This is a genomic window from Streptomyces sp. NPDC056144, assembly GCF_042264145.1.
Lineage (GTDB): Bacteria > Actinomycetota > Actinomycetes > Streptomycetales > Streptomycetaceae > Streptomyces.
On the sequence record NZ_JBHJVF010000008.1, the window covers coordinates 198,871 to 213,554 of the forward strand.

Sequence of the window (14,684 nt, forward strand, 5' to 3'; positions counted from 1 at the left end):
TGCGGGGACGTACGTATGAACAGGGGAGGCGACCTGACATGGCCGTGAAGGACCGGGACCGGTTCTCGACCGCTACCCGGATCAAACTGCTCGGCGAGCAGACCGCGGCCCGTGTCTACCGTTCGCAGACCCGGCGGCAGGCCCGCCGCTCCCGGCTCACCGGGCGCGCGGCCTTCCTCGCCCTCGTCGTCTGCTCCCTCGTCGTGGCGCTCGCCTACCCGATGCGGAGCTACGTCTCCCAGCAGGGCGAGATCGCCGACCAGGAACGCAGGGCCGCCGAGACCGCGCAGCGCGTCGAGGAGCTGAAGGACGAGAAGGCCCGCCTCCAGGACCCGGCCTACGTCCGGCGCCTCGCCCGGGAACACCTGCACTACGTGCTCCCCGGCGAGACCGGCTTCACCGTGAACGACCCCGACGCGGAGCAGCGGCCCCGCGCCGGCCAGGAGGCGGCGGACCGCCCCTGGTACGACAACCTCTGGGACGGCGTCGACAAGGCCGACAGGCCCTGAGACCCCCCGCCCTCCCCGGCACCCCCTCCGCGACAGACCCTTGCAAGGCAGACAGGCAGCAGACATGGAAACGCCCCCTCCGCAGACCGACCGCACCGAGCCCACCGCGACGGACATCGAGGCCTTCGAGCTCCAGCTCGGCCGCCCGCCGCGCGGCCTGCGCGCCATCGCGCACCGCTGCCCGTGCGGCCAGCCGGACGTCGTCGAGACGGCGCCCCGGCTCCCCGACGGCACCCCCTTCCCGACCACGTACTACCTGACGTGCCCCAAGGCGGCCTCGGCCATCGGCACGCTGGAGGCCAACGGGGTCATGAAGGAGATGCAGGCCCGGCTCGCCACCGACCCGGAGCTCGCCGCCGCCTACCGCGCCGCGCACGAGGACTACATCGCGCGCCGTGACGCGATCGAGGTCCTGGAGGGCTTCCCGAGCGCCGGCGGCATGCCGGACCGGGTCAAGTGCCTGCACGTCCTCGTCGGCCACTCGCTGGTCGCGGGCCCGGGCGTGAACCCGTTCGGCGACGAGGCGCTCGCGATGCTGCCGGAGTGGTGGGCCAAGGGCGCGTGCGTGACCCCGTGCGGCGAGAAGAAGGAGGGCGAGGAGCAGTGACCCGAGTCGCCGGAATCGACTGCGGTACGAACTCCATCCGCCTCCTCGTGGCGGACCTCGACCCGAAGACGGGCGACCTCGTCGAGCTGGACCGCCGGATGACGATCGTCCGGCTCGGCCAGGGCGTCGACAAGACCGGGCGGCTCGCCCCCGAGGCCCTGGAGCGCACCTTCGCGGCCTGCCGCGCGTACGCCGAGGTCATCGAGGAGTTCGGCGTCGGCACCGACCGGCTCCGCTTCGTCGCCACCTCCGCCTCGCGCGACGCGGAGAACCGCGAGGAGTTCGTGAACGGGGTCGTGGAGATCCTGGGCGTCGAGCCCGAGGTCATCACCGGCGACCAGGAGGCCGAGTTCTCCTTCACCGGCGCCACCGGCGAGCTGCACGGCGACGACCTGCGCCTGGTCGTGGACATCGGCGGCGGCTCGACCGAGTTCGTCGTCGGCAACCGGCACGTCGAGGCGGCCCGCTCCGTCGACATCGGCTGCGTCCGGCTCACCGAGCGGCACGTCCGCCACGACCCGCCGACCGCCGAGGAGGCGGAGGCGATCCGCGCCGACGTGCGGGCCGCCCTCGACCTGGCCGCCGAGACCGTGCCGATCACCTCGGCCGAGACCCTCGTCGGCCTCGCCGGCTCGGTCACCACGGTCGCCGCGATCGCGCTCGGGCTCACGGAGTACGACTCCACGAAGATCCACCACGCCCGGATCTCCGCCGCCCAGGTCGCCGAGGTCGCCGACCGGCTCCTCGCCTCCACCCACGACGAGCGGGCCGCGATCCCGGTCATCCACCCCGGGCGGGTGGACGTGATCATCGCCGGTGCGCTCGTCCTGCGCGAGATCGTCGAGCGGGTCGGCGCCTCCGAGGTCGTCGTCAGCGAGCACGACATCCTCGATGGGATCGCCCTATCCGTCGCATAGTGGGCACCTATCGAGCCCTCCGGCGGCACCCCGCCGGGAAAGGTTCGTGAAGTTCTTCACAAGGAAAAGGGCCCTGATGGCGCTCGAGGAGGGTCTTTAGGCCCTCCGGGGGGCGCCTCGGGGCCCTTTCGCAGGCTCCGGGCCCACTTCGCTCGCTGTTTCCATCGTGTGAACGCACCTGGCCTCCGGGGGTTACGGAGGGCTCTCCAGGCCAGGCCACGAGGGGTGAACAACGTTCGCGACCGCACCTCGGTTCCTTTGCGGGACCATGACCTGGATCACGTGGGCGGCGGAGTGTAGCAGAGGTGTGCGCGGAGCTTGTGAAGGGGCGCACGAGCACCCCCCTCGGACGGGGTGGATACTCGATCCCATGAGCACCACGGAGCGTCCCAGGATCCTCGTAGTAGGCGGCGGGTACGTAGGCCTGTACGCAGCTCGGCGCATCCTCAAGAAGATGCGCTACGCGGAAGCGACCGTCACGGTCGTCGACCCGCGGTCGTACATGACCTACCAGCCCTTCCTGCCCGAAGCCGCCGCCGGCAGCATCTCGCCGCGTCACGTCGTCGTCCCGCTGCGACGCGTCGTCCGCGGAGCCGAGGTGCTCACCGGCCGGGTCACCACCATCGACCAGGACCGCAAGGTCGCCACGATCGCGCCGCTCGTCGGCGAGGCGTACGAGCTGCCGTTCGACTACCTGGTCATCTCGATGGGCGCGGTCTCCCGCACCTTCCCGATCCCCGGCCTCGCCGAGCAGGGCATCGGCATGAAGGGCATCGAGGAGGCCATCGGCCTGCGCAACCACGTCCTCGAGCAGCTCGACAAGGCCGACTCGACCACCGACGAGGAGGTCCGCCGCAAGGCGCTGACCTTCGTCTTCGTCGGCGGTGGCTTCGCCGGCGCCGAGACGATCGGCGAGGTCGAGGACATGGCCCGCGACGCCGCGAAGTACTACACGAACGTGTCCCGCGAGGACATGCGCTTCGTGCTCGTCGACGCCGCGGACAAGATCCTCCCCGAGGTGGGCCCCAAGCTCGGCCAGTACGGCAAGGAGCACCTGGAGTCCCGCGGCATCGAGATCTACCTCGAGACCTCCATGGACTCGTGCGTCGACGGCCACGTCGTGCTGAAGAACGGCCTCGAGGTCGACTCCAACACGATCGTCTGGACCGCCGGTGTGAAGCCGAACCCGGCGCTCTCCCGCTTCGGTCTGCCGCTCGGCCCCCGCGGCCACGTGGACTGCAACGAGAAGCTCCAGGTCAACGGCATGGACCACGTCTGGGCCGCGGGCGACAACGCGCAGGTCCCGGACCTGGCCGCGATGAAGGCCGGCGTCCCGCGCGAGCGCGCCTGGTGCCCGCCGAACGCCCAGCACGCCCTGCGTCAGGCCAAGGTCCTCGGCGACAACGTCGTGGCCGGCATGCGCGGCTTCCCGCAGAAGGACTACAGCCACGCCAACAAGGGCGCGGTGGCCGGTCTCGGTCTGCACAAGGGCGTCGCCATGATCGTCATGGGCAAGGTGAAGATCAAGCTCAAGGGCCGTCTCGCCTGGTACATGCACCGTGGCTACCACGGCATGGCGATGCCGACCTTCAACCGCAAGATCCGCGTCTTCGCCGACTGGACCCTCGGCATGTTCCTCAAGCGCGAGGTCGTCTCGCTCGGCGCCATGGAGACGCCGCGCGAGGAGTTCTACGAGGCCGCCAAGCCCGCTCCCGCCCCGGCCGCGCCGGCGCAGGAGAAGGCCAAGGCTTCCTGAACACCGGTCAGCACCACTTAGCACCACCCAGCAGTACCCAGAGCAGTACACGCAAGGCCGTAAAAGGGCCGTCCGCCATCCGTGGTGCGGACGGCCCTTCGCGTGTTTTCGGCCATGAGTCACGAGGCGTCGCGCTGCGTCGGGAAGGGAATCCTCCACGGAGGGTGTTCCCTTGGTGACGAGCATTTCTGGGGCACGAGATCACGGAGGTGTGCATCATGGCCGACGCCGCGTCGCGGCTGACGACCCTCGCCGAGGAGCTTCTCGGCGGACCGCTCCCGGTGCGACTGCGGGCCTGGGACGGCAGCGAGGCCGGACCCGCCGGGGCCCCGGTCCTGATCGTCCGCGACCGCCGCGCCCTGCGACGGATGGTCTGGAAGCCCGGTGAACTCGGCCTCGCCCGCGCCTGGGTGGCCGGCGAGATCGACGTCGAGGGCGATCTGTACGAGGTCCTCGACCATCTCTCGGGCCTCCTCTGGGAGCGCCCCGGCGAGACCGGAAGCCGCTTCGCCGCGCTCCGGGACCGGGTGGCCGACCCCCGCGTCCGTACCGCCGTCCGCAGCCTGCTCCGGCTCGCCGGACCCCTGCCGCCCCCGCCGCCGCCCGCCGAGGAGATGCGCGGCCGCACCGGCAGCCGCCACACCCGCCGACGTGACAAACAGGCCATCAGCCACCACTACGACGTGGGCAACGACTTCTACGAGATCGTCCTCGGCCCCTCCATGGTCTACAGCTGCGCGTACTGGACTGAGGACGGGAGTCTGGAGGACGCCCAGCGTGACAAGCTCGACCTCGTCGCCCGCAAGCTCCACCTCTCCGAGGGCGACCGGCTCCTCGACGTCGGCTGCGGCTGGGGCTCGATGGCGATGCACGCGGCCCGCGAGTACGGGGCCCGGGTCGTCGGCATCACCCTCTCCCGCGAACAGGCCGCCTACGCCCGCAAGCGCGTCGCCGAGGAGGGCCTCGCCGACCTCGTCGAGATCCGCGTCCAGGACTACCGGGACGTCGACGACGGCCCGTACGACGCGATCTCCTCGATCGGCATGGCCGAGCACGTCGGCGAGGTGAAGTACCGGGAGTACGCGGACACGTTGTACGGGCTCCTCAAGCCCGGCGGCCGGCTTCTGAACCACCAGATCTCGCGCCGCCCCGAGCCCGACGAGACGGCCTACGAGATCGATCCGTTCATCGACGCGTACGTCTTCCCCGACGGGGAGCTCGCCCCCATGGGCCGCACCCTCTCCACCCTGGAGGCGGCCGGTTTCGAGGTCCGTGACGTCGAGGCGATCCGCGAGCACTACGCGCTCACGCTGCGCCGCTGGGTCGCCAACCTGGAGGCCGACTGGGCCCGCGCGGTCCTCCTCACCTCGCCGGGCCGGGCACGCATCTGGCGGCTCTACATGGCGGCTTCCGCCGTCTCCTTCGAACGGAACCGGATCGGCGTGAACCAGTTCCTCGCCGTGAAGACCCCGGTGTCGGGGAAGAGCGGGACGGCGCTGCGGCCACGCGTCTGGCAGGAGTGAACGGAAGAGGGCCGCCCCCACACGGGGGCGGCCCTCTTCCGTTCACCGTACGGCCGTGGCTACTCGGCCTTGATCGCGGAGAGCATGTTCAGCTTCGCGGCGCTGCGGGCCGGCCACAGGGAGGCGAGGACGCCGACCACGGCGGCCAGGACCAGGAAGAGGCCGATCCGGTCCCAGGGCAGGACGAGCGCGTAGCCCGGGATGTTGTTCTTGAGGGTCTCGCCGATGGCCCAGCCGAGGAAGGCTCCGAGGCCGATGCCGACGACCGCGCCGAACACCGAGATGACCACGGCCTCCAGGCGGACCATCCGCTTCACGCGGGCCCGGTCGAGACCGATCGCGCGGAGCATGCCGATCTCCTGCTGACGCTCGAAGACGGACATCGCGAGGGTGTTGACGACACCGAGGACGGCGATGATCAGGGCCATGCCGAGGAGGCCGTACATGATGTTCAGCATCATGTTGATCGGGCCGCCGAAGGTGTCCCGGATCTCCTTGTGGTCCATGACGTTGATGGCCGGGTTGTCGCCCATCGCCTTCTGCAGGGCCTGCTCGCCGGCGGCGGTGGCGCCGCCGTCCATCTTCACGAAGATCTGGCCGATGTACGGCTTCTCCGTGTGGGCGTCGAGGATCTTCTTGTCGACGAGGACCGGCGAGACGAACTCGCTGCCCTCGTAGATCGCGCCGACGGTCAGCTTGCCCTTCCGGCTGTCGCTGTACTCGACCGGGACGGTGGCGCCGACCTTCAGGCCGCGCTTCTCGGCGGTCTTGTCGTCGACGGCGATCTGTCCCTTGCCGAGCGAGCCGAGGGAGCCCTCCTTGACGGTCAGCTTGAGGACCTGGTCGATGTCACCGGGGGTGACGCCGGAGGCGGAGACGTAGCTGCCCTTGATCTGGAGGTCGCCCGCCTGCTGCGGGGAGACCGCCTTGACGCCGGGGGCCTTCTCCAGGGCGGTGAGCGCCTCCTCGCTGAGGCCGGTGCCGCTGGCCATGGCGACCATGTAGTCGGCCTTGACCTGGTCGACCGTCGCCTTGTCCAGGGCGCTGCCGACGGTCGCGCCGAGCACCGAGAGGCCGGTGACGAGGGTCAGGCCGATGGCGAGCGCGGAGGCGGTGGCGCCGGTGCGGCGCGGGTTGCGGACCGCGTTGAGGCCGGCGAGCTTGCCGGAGACCCCGAAGGCCTTCACGAAGAAGGGGCGGATCAGGGCGATCACGGGCCGGGACAGGAACGGGATGAGGACGATGACGCCGATGAGGGTGACGAAGGCGCCGCCCGCGACGAGCATGCGGCCCTCGTCGCCGCCCTGGCCCGCGCCGAGCACGATCAGCACGGCGCCGATCGCGGTGAACAGGGCGCCGATGGAGTTCCGTACGACGAGCGACTTGGTGCTCGCGGTGGCGTGGACGCTGCTCATCGCGGCGACCGGCGGGATCTTCGCGGCGCGGCGGCCGGGCAGCCAGGCGGCGAGCATGGTGATCACGACGCCGACGCCGAAGGCGGCGAGGGCGGGGGTGGTGCCGAGGACCAGGTCGCCGTCCGGGACCTTCATGCCGAAGGCGCTCATGCCGGAGCGGAGGGCGACGGCCATGCCGATGCCGAGGACGTAGCCGACGGCGGCGGCGATCAGGCCGACGATGCCGGCCTCGATGAGGACGGAGCGGGTGATCTGCTTGCGCGAGGCACCGACCGCGCGCATCAGGGCCAGTTCCTTGGTGCGCTGGGCGACCAGCATCGTGAAGGTGTTGGAGATCAGGAAGATGCCGACGAAGAGCGCGATGCCGGCGAAGGCGAGGAGCACCTGGTTGAGCGCGCCGAGGCCGCTCTCGATCATCTTGGCCTGGTCGTCCGCGAGCGCCTTGCCCGTCTGGGCGGTGGCGGCCTTCGGGACGACCGTGGTGACCTCGTCGAGGATCTTGTCCGCGTTCGCGCCGGGGGCGGCGGTGACGGTGAGGTCCTGGTAGTAGCCCGGCTTCAGGAAGAGCTTCTGGGCGACGGGGGTGTCGAAGAGGACCAGGCTGCCGCCCGCGTTGACGGCCCCGTCCTCGGTCGTGAAGACGCCGGAGAGGGTGTACTCCTTCACCGGGCCGTTGGTGGCGACGCGGACGGTGTCGCCGACCTTGTAGCCGCCCTTGTCGGCGGTCTCCTTGTCGAGCGCGACCTGCGAGGCGCGGGCCGGACCCTCGCCCGCGGTGAAGGCGTACGCGCGGTCCTTGCCGTCCGGGCCGGGGGCGAAGTTGGCGCCCTTGTTGGACCAGCCGACGCCGATCAGCTTGCCGTCCTTGTCGGGGACGCCGGCGAAGCCGTCGACGCGCGGGGAGACGGAGGCGACCCCGTCGAGCTTCGCGACCTTGTCGACGTCGGCCTGGGAGAGACCGGGGGTCTTCCGGGCCTCATCGGCGCTCGGGTGCAGGGAGACGGCGACGGCGACGTCGTCGTAGCTCTTGGCCGACTGGTTGCGGAAGGCCTGGGAGAGGGTGTCGGTGAAGACGAGGGTGCCGGAGACGAAGGCCACGCCGAGCATGACGGCGAGGACGGTCATCAGCAGCCTCGCCTTGTGCGCGAGCACGTTGCGCAGGGCGGTACGGAACATGGGTGGGGTCCTGGGTCCTGAGGTCCTGAAAGGAGGGCGGGTACGGGAGCGGGGCGCGGCCCGCGTCAGCTCGTACGGCCCTTGGCGTCGAAGGCCTTCATGCGGTCGAGGACGCCGTCCGCGGTCGGGCGCAGCATCTCGTCGACGATCCGGCCGTCGGCGAGGAAGATCACGCGGTCCGCGTAGGAGGCGGCGACGGCGTCGTGGGTGACCATGACGACGGTCTGGCCGAGCTCGCGGACGGAGTTGCGGAGGAAGCCGAGGACCTCGGCGCCGGAGCGGGAGTCCAGGTTTCCGGTGGGCTCGTCGCCGAAGATGATCTCGGGGCGGGAGGCGAGGGCGCGGGCCACGGCCACGCGCTGCTGCTGGCCGCCGGAGAGCTCGGAGGGGCGGTGGGAGAGGCGGCCGGAGAGGCCGAGCATGTCGATGACCTGCTGGACCCACTGCTTGTCGGCCTTGCGGCCGGCGATGTCCATGGGGAGCGTGATGTTCTCCAGGGCCGTCAGGGTCGGCAGCAGGTTGAACGCCTGGAAGATGAAGCCGATCTTGTCCCGGCGGAGCTGGGTGAGCTGCTTGTCCTTGAGGGAGGAGAGCTCGGTCTCGCCGATCCGCACGGAGCCGGAGGAGAAGGAGTCCAGGCCGGCCACGCAGTGCATGAGCGTGGACTTGCCGGAGCCGGAGGGGCCCATGATCGCGGTGAACTCGCCGGCCCGGAAGTCGACGGAGACGTGGTCGAGCGCGACCACCTGCGTCTCGCCCTGTCCGTAGACCTTCGAGAGGTCGGTGGCGCGGGCGGCCACCGCGGTGGCGCGGGGCACGGTGGAGGTGGTGGTCACGAGGGGGACTCCTGTCGCTGCGGGGGCCGCCGGTTCACGGCTGCTGGGGAACTCCTCCATCGTCTCGGCCGTTCCGCCGCGATACGTCCGTCCACGTGCCCGTTCCCGGGACAGCCTGGAGTCGGACCGGGGGGCCTCCCCGTCCTCCTGAGGTATGACGTCGCCCCTGACGCGGGCGTGCTCGCGGGGCTTCTCGCAGAGGTGACAGACCTGCGACGAGTTTTCGTCATTCCAGGGGGTGCCGCTTTGCGCCTGCGAGCCCCGTCACAGTTCGGGGAAAACGCCCTCACCTGCGCTGACGCACCCTCAGACGTCAATAAAATAAGACAACATCGGGCCCATGTTCCGCTGAACGGGGGAAAGGCCCCGATAGGCTCCTGTGCCAACGCGGAGGTCTCGCGGCGGGCCCGGATGGTGGAATTTGGCAGACACCGCGAGCTTAAACCTCGCTGACCCTCGGGTCGTACCGGTTCGAATCCGGTTCCGGGCACCACCGGGCCGCAGGCGAGTGCCTGGGGCCCGGGCTCGTCCCTCCTTCTTCACGGGCTCCCCGCCGGGGAAAAGATCCTCCCCGAGCACTAGGGAGTTTCCTTTGCCTACGCATTACTCTTGACGCAAGGCCGCGCCGTGCGGTCTGCCATGGAGGAGTGAGATGAGGAGCAGCAACCCGGTCTTCTCGCGACGGGGGTTCAGCCGCGACAACGGCTACGCGGGCGTGAACGCGCAGCAGCCGCAGGCCGGGGGCCCCGCCGGAGCCAACCCGTACGCGACGGGCAACCCGTACGCCGAGGGCGCGACCACCAACCCGTACGCGACCAACCCGTACGCCCCGCAGGACACCGCGACCGGTGCGCCGCAGCAGGCGCGCGGCAACGTGATGACGATCGACGACGTCGTGAGCCGTACGGCCATGACGCTCGGTACGGTCGTGCTCACCGCCGTCCTGTCCTGGTTCCTCCTGCCGGTCGACGAGGCCAACCTGGGCAAGTCCTACGGCATCGCCATCGGCGCCGCCCTGGTCGCCTTCGTCCTGGCGATGGTGCAGTCCTTCAAGCGCAAGCCGTCCCCGGCCCTGATCCTGGGCTACGCGGCCTTCGAGGGCGTCTTCCTCGGCGTCATCTCGGCCACCGTCTCGACGTACATCGCCGACGGCGTGGTCGTCCAGGCGGTCCTGGGCACGATGGCGGTCTTCGCCGGCGTCCTGATCGCCTACAAGATGGGCTGGATCCGGGTCAACCGACGCTTCTACGGCTTCGTGATGGCCGCCGCCATGGGCTTCATGCTGCTCATGCTGGTGAACCTGCTCTTCGGGATCTTCGCCGGCGGTGACGGCCTCGGCTTCCGCAGCGGTGGCCTCGGCATCCTCTTCGGTGTCATCGGCGTCATCCTGGGCGCCTGCTTCCTCGCCCTCGACTTCAAGCAGGTCGAGGACGGCGTGAACTACGGCGCGCCGCGCGAGGAGGCCTGGCTGGCCGCCTTCGGTCTGACCATGACGCTGGTCTGGATCTACCTGGAGATGCTGCGTCTCCTGTCGATCCTCCAGGGCGACGACTGACGCACCGACCCCCTAGGGGGCCCCTGACTCGGGGGAAGGGCCCGTCCGGCTTCGTGCCGGGCGGGCCCTTTCGCGTACGCGCTGCGCCGGTACGCGCTACGCCGTGGCCGCGTCCAGCAGGACCCGGGCGGCGGCCTTCGCCTGGGCGGCCGGCTCGGGGGAGCCGTTGATGCCCGCGACGGCCATGGCGCCGTTGGCGAGCAGCGCCAGCTGGTCGGCGAGGACGGGCGGGGCGCCGAGGGCGTCCGTCTGGGCCGCGAAGTAGGACCGCAGGGCCTCCTTGTGGTCGCGGGCGATCGTGGTGACCGCCGGGGCGACCCCGCCGAGCTCCCCGAAGGTGTTGATGAACGCGCACCCGCGGAAGTCGGGCTCCGCGAACCAGTCGCCGAGCCAGTCGAAGACGGCCAGGACGCGCTCGTACGGCCCGTGGGCGGCCTGGGAGCCATGGGCGGTCACGGCGGCCCGTACGGCCTCGTCACGGCGCCTCAGGACGGCTTCCACGAGCAGCTCCTTGGACGGGAAGACCTGGTAGAGCCGCTTGAGCGAGACGCCGGACGCCGTGCGGATCGCGTCCATGCCGACGGACTGCACCCCCCGCTCGTCGAAGAGCCGCGCGGCGGTGTCGAGCAGCTTCAGCTCGGCGGTTTCCGCATCCATTTCCGACCACCCCTTGCGTGGAGAACCATCGTTCTCGTAGTCTACAGGGCATCGGGAGAACGACCGTTCTCCCGGTCGGTCCGCACCGGAAACCGCCATTGGGGAGTCAGCCATGTCCGCCTTCGCCCAGCGCACGCACACCGTCACCGTCGACGTCGACGGGGGGATCGACGTCTTCTACCGGGAGGCCGGAGACCCGGCCAACCCCACCCTCGTCCTGCTGCACGGCTTCCCGTCCAGCTCGCACATGTACCGGAACCTCATCGCCGAGCTGGCGGACTCGTACCACCTGATCGCCCCCGACCACATCGGCTTCGGCGCCTCCGCCGCACCGGCCGTCGAGGACTTCGCGTACAGCTTCGAGAAGCTGACCGAGGTCACCCTGAAGCTCCTCGACCACCTCGGCGTCGACCGCTTCGCGCTCTACATCCAGGACTACGGAGCCCCGATCGGCCTGAAGATCGCCTCCCGGAACCCCGAGCGCGTCACCGCGATCGTCACCCAGAGCGGCAACGCCTACCTGGAGGGCTTCACGCCCTTCTGGGACGTCCTCTTCGCCCACGCCGAGGACCGCGAGACCCACGAGGCCGGCGTCCGGGAACTGCTCACGGCCGAGGCGACCCACTGGCAGTACACCCACGGCGTCCCCGCCGACCGGCTCGACCGGATCGCGCCCGAGACCTGGACCCTCGACCAGGCGGGCCTCGACCGGCCCGGCAACAAGGAAGTCCAGCTCCAGCTGTTCTGGGACTACCAGTTCAACCTGGACGGCTACCCGGCCTTCCAGGAGTACTTCCGCACCCACCGCCCGCCGCTCCTCGCGGCCTGGGGGCGCGGCGACGAGATCTTCGGACCGGCCGGCGCGGAGGCCTTCGCCCGGGACCTCCCGGACGCCGAGATCCACCTCCTCGACGCGGGCCACTTCGCCCTGGAGACCCACGGCGAGGAGATCGCGGAGCTGGTCAGGGACTTCCTCGGCCGGCACGCGAAGTGACGACGGTGCCCCGTGCCGTAGGGTCACGGCGTGAGTGATACGAGTGAACTGACCGTCGCCGTCGAGCGCTTCGCCGACCGGCTGCGGGCCGCCCCGCAGAGCAGGCTCCAGCGCGGGGCGGCGGCCGAGGGGCTCGGGCTCGCCCGCGAGCTCGCGGCCCGCGCCCAGCGCGCCGAGAACCCGGACCGCGAGCCCCTGGCGATGCCGGACGCGGGCGTCTTCACCGTCGCCGACCAGCTCGTCGTCGCCGGGAACGACCTGGCGGAGATCCTGCGAACGGCCCCGGCCGGCTCCCACGGGGGGGAGCTGGACGAGGCCGTTCGGCTCGTACGGGAGGCGCAGGAGCGCTCGGGGCTGTGAGCCCCTCCGGACTGCGGTTCGGTCTTCGGTCCTACAGCGAGGCGATCACGCGGTCCGCGAGGATGTAGACGTTCTCCTCGTCCGTGTCGCCGTACGAGAAGGTCAGTGCGAAGGCGCCCGAGACACCCGAGCCGCCGAGCAGGACCGGGGTCCGGCCGGTGCGCAGGGCCTCGGCCAGGCGCTCGGCGGTCTCGCGGTGGCCGGGGGTCATACAGAGGGTGGTGCCGTCGGCGAAGACGTACACGTCCAGGGTGCCGAGCGGGCCGGGGCGCACGTCCGTCAGGGCCGTCCGCGTGTCCGCGAGCTCCTCCAGGCGGGCGACGGTCCGCTCGTGGTCGGTGACGACCGGGGTCTGCACCGGCACGAAGTCCGGGTGCGAGGGGTGACGGCGGCGGGCGGCGGCCAGCTCGGCCGAGTCCTCGGGGAACTCGTCCAGGGCGTCCGCGAAGTCGTTCAGGCTGTCGGCGCCGTCGAGCGCGGCGGCCTCGGCCTCCATCGCCTCCAGGGCCATCGCCTCCAGGCCGGCGAAGTCGGCCTGGCGCGGGACGAAGAACGGACCGTCCTCGACCGCTCCGCCGAGCCCGCCGAGCAGCGACGGGGCGTCGGCCGCGTCCCGGGCCTCCTGCGCGGCCCAGAAGGCCCGCGCCTCCGCGAGCTCGCGCTCGCGCTCCTCCGCCAGCGCCTCCGTGACCGCGGCCCGTATCTCCGCGGCCGGGGTGGCGCGGGCCGCCGGGACGGTGGCGCCGTGGCCCGGCGCGAGCTCTCCGCGCAGGGCGGCGACCTCCTTGCGGAGACCCTGGACGGCATGCAGGGCAGCAGCGCCCACGGCCGTGGCAGCGGCCGTGGTCAGCAGCAGGGCAAGAGACATGGCGCTCACTGACGTACTCCCGATTCCGAGTCGATCCCCCGACTTCCTACATCAGCTTGTCGTGAGGCGGTACGAGCTGTCAGTGCATTACGTCACGAATTGGACAGGTATTTATGCCTGGCGTTTAGTCCTGAAACCGCTCTGACCTGCGAAAATACACCTCCCCCGGGACGTAGGTCACATCCTGGGGGAGATTAGGTCACGGCTCTAACACGGGACGGTTAGACGGCGTCCGTCAGGACAGGCGCTCGATCACCATGGCCATGCCCTGGCCGCCGCCCACGCACATCGTCTCCAGGCCGAACTGCTTGTCGTGGAACTGGAGGCTGTTGATCAGCGTGGTCGTGATGCGGGCGCCCGTCATGCCGAAGGGGTGGCCGACGGCGATGGCGCCACCGTTGACGTTCACCTTGTCCAGGTCGAGGCCGAGCTCCTGGTACGAGGGGATGACCTGGGCCGCGAAGGCCTCGTTCAGCTCCGCCAGGTCGATGTCGCCGATGGTGAGACCGGCGCGCTTGAGGGCCTGCTTCGAGGCCTCGACCGGGCCGAGGCCCATGATCTCGGGGGAGAGGCCGGAGACGCCGGTGGAGACGATCCGGGCCAGCGGGGTCAGGCCGAGCTCGCGGGCCTTCGTGTCCGACATGATCACGAGCGCGGCGGCGCCGTCGTTGAGCGGGCAGCAGTTGCCGGCGGTGACCAGGCCGTCGGGGCGGAAGACCGGCTTGAGGCCCTCCACGCCCTCCAGGGTGACGCCGGCGCGCGGGCCGTCGTCCGTCGAGACGACCGTGCCGTCGGGCAGGGTCACCGGGGTGATCTCGCGCTCCCAGAAGCCGTTCTTGATGGCCTGCTCGGCGAGGTTCTGCGACCGTACGCCGAACTCGTCCATCTCCCGGCGGCTGATGCCCTTGAGGCGGGCCAGGTTCTCCGCGGTCTGGCCCATCGCGATGTAGGCGTCCGGGACGACGCCGTCCTCGCGCGGGTCGTGCCAGGTGGAGCCCTCGGACTCGGCGACGGCCTTGGTGCGGGCCTCGGCCTCGGCGAAGAACGGGTTGTGCGTGTCCGGCAGGGAGTCCGAGTTGCCCTTCACGAAGCGGGAGACCATCTCGACACCGGCCGAGATGAAGACGTCGCCCTCGCCGGCCTTGATGGCGTGCAGCGCCATGCGGGAGGTCTGGAGCGAGGAGGAGCAGTAGCGGGTGATCGTGCAGCCCGGGAGGTGGTCCATGCCCATCCGCACGGAAACGATCCTGCCCAGGTTGTTGCCCTGCTCGCCGCCGGGCAGACCGCAGCCCAGCATCAGGTCGTCGATGTCCCGGGGGTCCAGCTCGGGCACCTTCGCCAGGGCCGCCTGGACGATGGTCGCGGTGAGGTCGTCCGGCCGCAGGTCCTTGAGGGAGCCCTTGAAGGCCCGGCCGATGGGGGAACGGGCGGTCGAGACGATCACGGCTTCGGGCATCACGGCTCCATGAGGGTGTGGAACGGGCGGACAGAAAGGGAAGTTACCTGTACGT

Annotated in this window: 13 protein-coding genes and 1 tRNA gene; 9 read left to right on the forward strand and 5 right to left on the reverse strand. The window is 70.6% G+C overall.

The window, feature by feature from the left end; all coding sequences use genetic code 11:
* Window positions 1-38 precede the first annotated feature (38 nt).
* The 5 genes from ACFC0Z_RS24620 to ACFC0Z_RS24640 all read left to right on the forward strand — a co-directional run bounded on the left by ACFC0Z_RS24620 (window position 39) and on the right by ACFC0Z_RS24640 (window position 5,312).
* The gene (locus ACFC0Z_RS24620) at window positions 39-509 is read left to right on the forward strand and encodes a septum formation initiator family protein (protein ID WP_376441789.1); all 471 of its coding nucleotides are present in this window, start codon (window positions 39-41) and stop codon (window positions 507-509) included.
* 64 nt (window positions 510-573) lie between these two features.
* Window positions 574-1,116: a DUF501 domain-containing protein gene (locus ACFC0Z_RS24625; RefSeq protein ID WP_376441791.1), complete on the forward strand. Its 543-nt coding sequence runs from the start codon at window positions 574-576 to the stop codon at window positions 1,114-1,116.
* The gene (locus ACFC0Z_RS24630) at window positions 1,113-2,033 is read left to right on the forward strand and encodes an exopolyphosphatase (RefSeq protein ID WP_376441794.1); all 921 of its coding nucleotides are present in this window, start codon (window positions 1,113-1,115) and stop codon (window positions 2,031-2,033) included. The genes ACFC0Z_RS24625 and ACFC0Z_RS24630 overlap by 4 nt, the downstream gene beginning before the upstream one ends.
* 370 nt (window positions 2,034-2,403) lie before the next feature.
* A complete protein-coding gene (locus ACFC0Z_RS24635) occupies window positions 2,404-3,789 on the forward strand; it encodes an NAD(P)/FAD-dependent oxidoreductase (protein ID WP_376441796.1) in 1,386 nt (461 codons plus the stop codon).
* A 218-nt stretch (window positions 3,790-4,007) separates the two neighbouring features.
* Entirely contained in the window at window positions 4,008-5,312 is a 1,305-nt protein-coding gene (locus ACFC0Z_RS24640; RefSeq protein WP_376441799.1) for a class I SAM-dependent methyltransferase, read from the forward strand.
* 59 nt (window positions 5,313-5,371) lie between these two features.
* Here ACFC0Z_RS24640 and ACFC0Z_RS24645 read toward each other — a convergent pair whose 3' ends face one another.
* Complete coding sequence (locus tag ACFC0Z_RS24645) at window positions 5,372-7,903, reverse strand: ABC transporter permease (RefSeq protein WP_376441802.1); 2,532 nt, start codon at window positions 7,901-7,903, stop codon at window positions 5,372-5,374.
* Between the two features lie 65 nt (window positions 7,904-7,968).
* On the reverse strand, window positions 7,969-8,799 hold the full coding sequence (locus ACFC0Z_RS24650; RefSeq protein ID WP_376441804.1) for an ABC transporter ATP-binding protein: 831 nt from the start codon (window positions 8,797-8,799) through the stop codon (window positions 7,969-7,971).
* Window positions 8,800-9,144: 345 nt separating this feature from the next.
* Between ACFC0Z_RS24650 and ACFC0Z_RS24655 the strand changes: the two genes are divergently transcribed.
* Together ACFC0Z_RS24655 and ACFC0Z_RS24660 are read left to right on the forward strand one after the other, a co-directional pair.
* Window positions 9,145-9,232, forward strand: a tRNA-Leu gene (locus ACFC0Z_RS24655).
* A 159-nt stretch (window positions 9,233-9,391) separates the two neighbouring features.
* Window positions 9,392-10,294, forward strand: a complete 903-nt coding sequence (locus ACFC0Z_RS24660) for a Bax inhibitor-1/YccA family protein (protein ID WP_376441807.1) — start codon at window positions 9,392-9,394, stop codon at window positions 10,292-10,294.
* 96 nt (window positions 10,295-10,390) lie between these two features.
* Here the strand turns inward: ACFC0Z_RS24660 and ACFC0Z_RS24665 are convergent, their stop codons facing one another.
* Window positions 10,391-10,951, reverse strand: coding sequence for a TetR/AcrR family transcriptional regulator (locus tag ACFC0Z_RS24665; protein ID WP_376441810.1), 561 nt, complete (start codon window positions 10,949-10,951; stop codon window positions 10,391-10,393).
* A gap of 112 nt (window positions 10,952-11,063) precedes the next feature.
* Here ACFC0Z_RS24665 and ACFC0Z_RS24670 point away from each other — a divergent pair, with 112 nt between their 5' ends.
* Both ACFC0Z_RS24670 and ACFC0Z_RS24675 read left to right on the forward strand, forming a co-directional pair.
* Complete coding sequence (locus ACFC0Z_RS24670; RefSeq protein WP_376441813.1) at window positions 11,064-11,945, forward strand: alpha/beta fold hydrolase; 882 nt, start codon at window positions 11,064-11,066, stop codon at window positions 11,943-11,945.
* 30 nt (window positions 11,946-11,975) lie between these two features.
* The gene (locus ACFC0Z_RS24675) at window positions 11,976-12,305 is read left to right on the forward strand and encodes a hypothetical protein (RefSeq protein WP_376441816.1); all 330 of its coding nucleotides are present in this window, start codon (window positions 11,976-11,978) and stop codon (window positions 12,303-12,305) included.
* A gap of 31 nt (window positions 12,306-12,336) precedes the next feature.
* On the opposite strand, the gene ACFC0Z_RS24680 is transcribed toward ACFC0Z_RS24675, so the two are convergent.
* Both ACFC0Z_RS24680 and ACFC0Z_RS24685 read right to left on the reverse strand, forming a co-directional pair.
* Window positions 12,337-13,173 (reverse strand): hypothetical protein, encoded by an 837-nt coding sequence (locus ACFC0Z_RS24680; protein WP_376441818.1) that lies wholly within the window; start codon window positions 13,171-13,173, stop codon window positions 12,337-12,339.
* Window positions 13,174-13,408: 235 nt separating this feature from the next.
* Window positions 13,409-14,629 (reverse strand): acetyl-CoA C-acetyltransferase, encoded by a 1,221-nt coding sequence (locus tag ACFC0Z_RS24685; RefSeq protein ID WP_376441821.1) that lies wholly within the window; start codon window positions 14,627-14,629, stop codon window positions 13,409-13,411.
* Window positions 14,630-14,684 lie beyond the last annotated feature (55 nt).

Excerpts from the sequence above, each read along its gene's own strand:
- ACFC0Z_RS24660 (WP_376441807.1), top strand. The coding sequence starts at position 9,392 with ATGAGGAGCAGCAACCCGGTCTTCTCGCGACGGGGGTTCAGCCGCGAC.
- ACFC0Z_RS24645 (WP_376441802.1), bottom strand. The coding sequence starts at position 7,903 with ATGTTCCGTACCGCCCTGCGCAACGTGCTCGCGCACAAGGCGAGGCTG.
- ACFC0Z_RS24685 (WP_376441821.1), bottom strand. The coding sequence starts at position 14,629 with ATGCCCGAAGCCGTGATCGTCTCGACCGCCCGTTCCCCCATCGGCCGG.
- ACFC0Z_RS24620 (WP_376441789.1), top strand. The coding sequence starts at position 39 with ATGGCCGTGAAGGACCGGGACCGGTTCTCGACCGCTACCCGGATCAAA.
- ACFC0Z_RS24650 (WP_376441804.1), bottom strand. The coding sequence starts at position 8,799 with ATGGAGGAGTTCCCCAGCAGCCGTGAACCGGCGGCCCCCGCAGCGACA.
- ACFC0Z_RS24625 (WP_376441791.1), top strand. The coding sequence starts at position 574 with ATGGAAACGCCCCCTCCGCAGACCGACCGCACCGAGCCCACCGCGACG.
- ACFC0Z_RS24680 (WP_376441818.1), bottom strand. The coding sequence starts at position 13,173 with ATGTCTCTTGCCCTGCTGCTGACCACGGCCGCTGCCACGGCCGTGGGC.
- ACFC0Z_RS24640 (WP_376441799.1), top strand. The coding sequence starts at position 4,008 with ATGGCCGACGCCGCGTCGCGGCTGACGACCCTCGCCGAGGAGCTTCTC.
- ACFC0Z_RS24635 (WP_376441796.1), top strand. The coding sequence starts at position 2,404 with ATGAGCACCACGGAGCGTCCCAGGATCCTCGTAGTAGGCGGCGGGTAC.
- ACFC0Z_RS24665 (WP_376441810.1), bottom strand. The coding sequence starts at position 10,951 with ATGGATGCGGAAACCGCCGAGCTGAAGCTGCTCGACACCGCCGCGCGG.
- ACFC0Z_RS24670 (WP_376441813.1), top strand. The coding sequence starts at position 11,064 with ATGTCCGCCTTCGCCCAGCGCACGCACACCGTCACCGTCGACGTCGAC.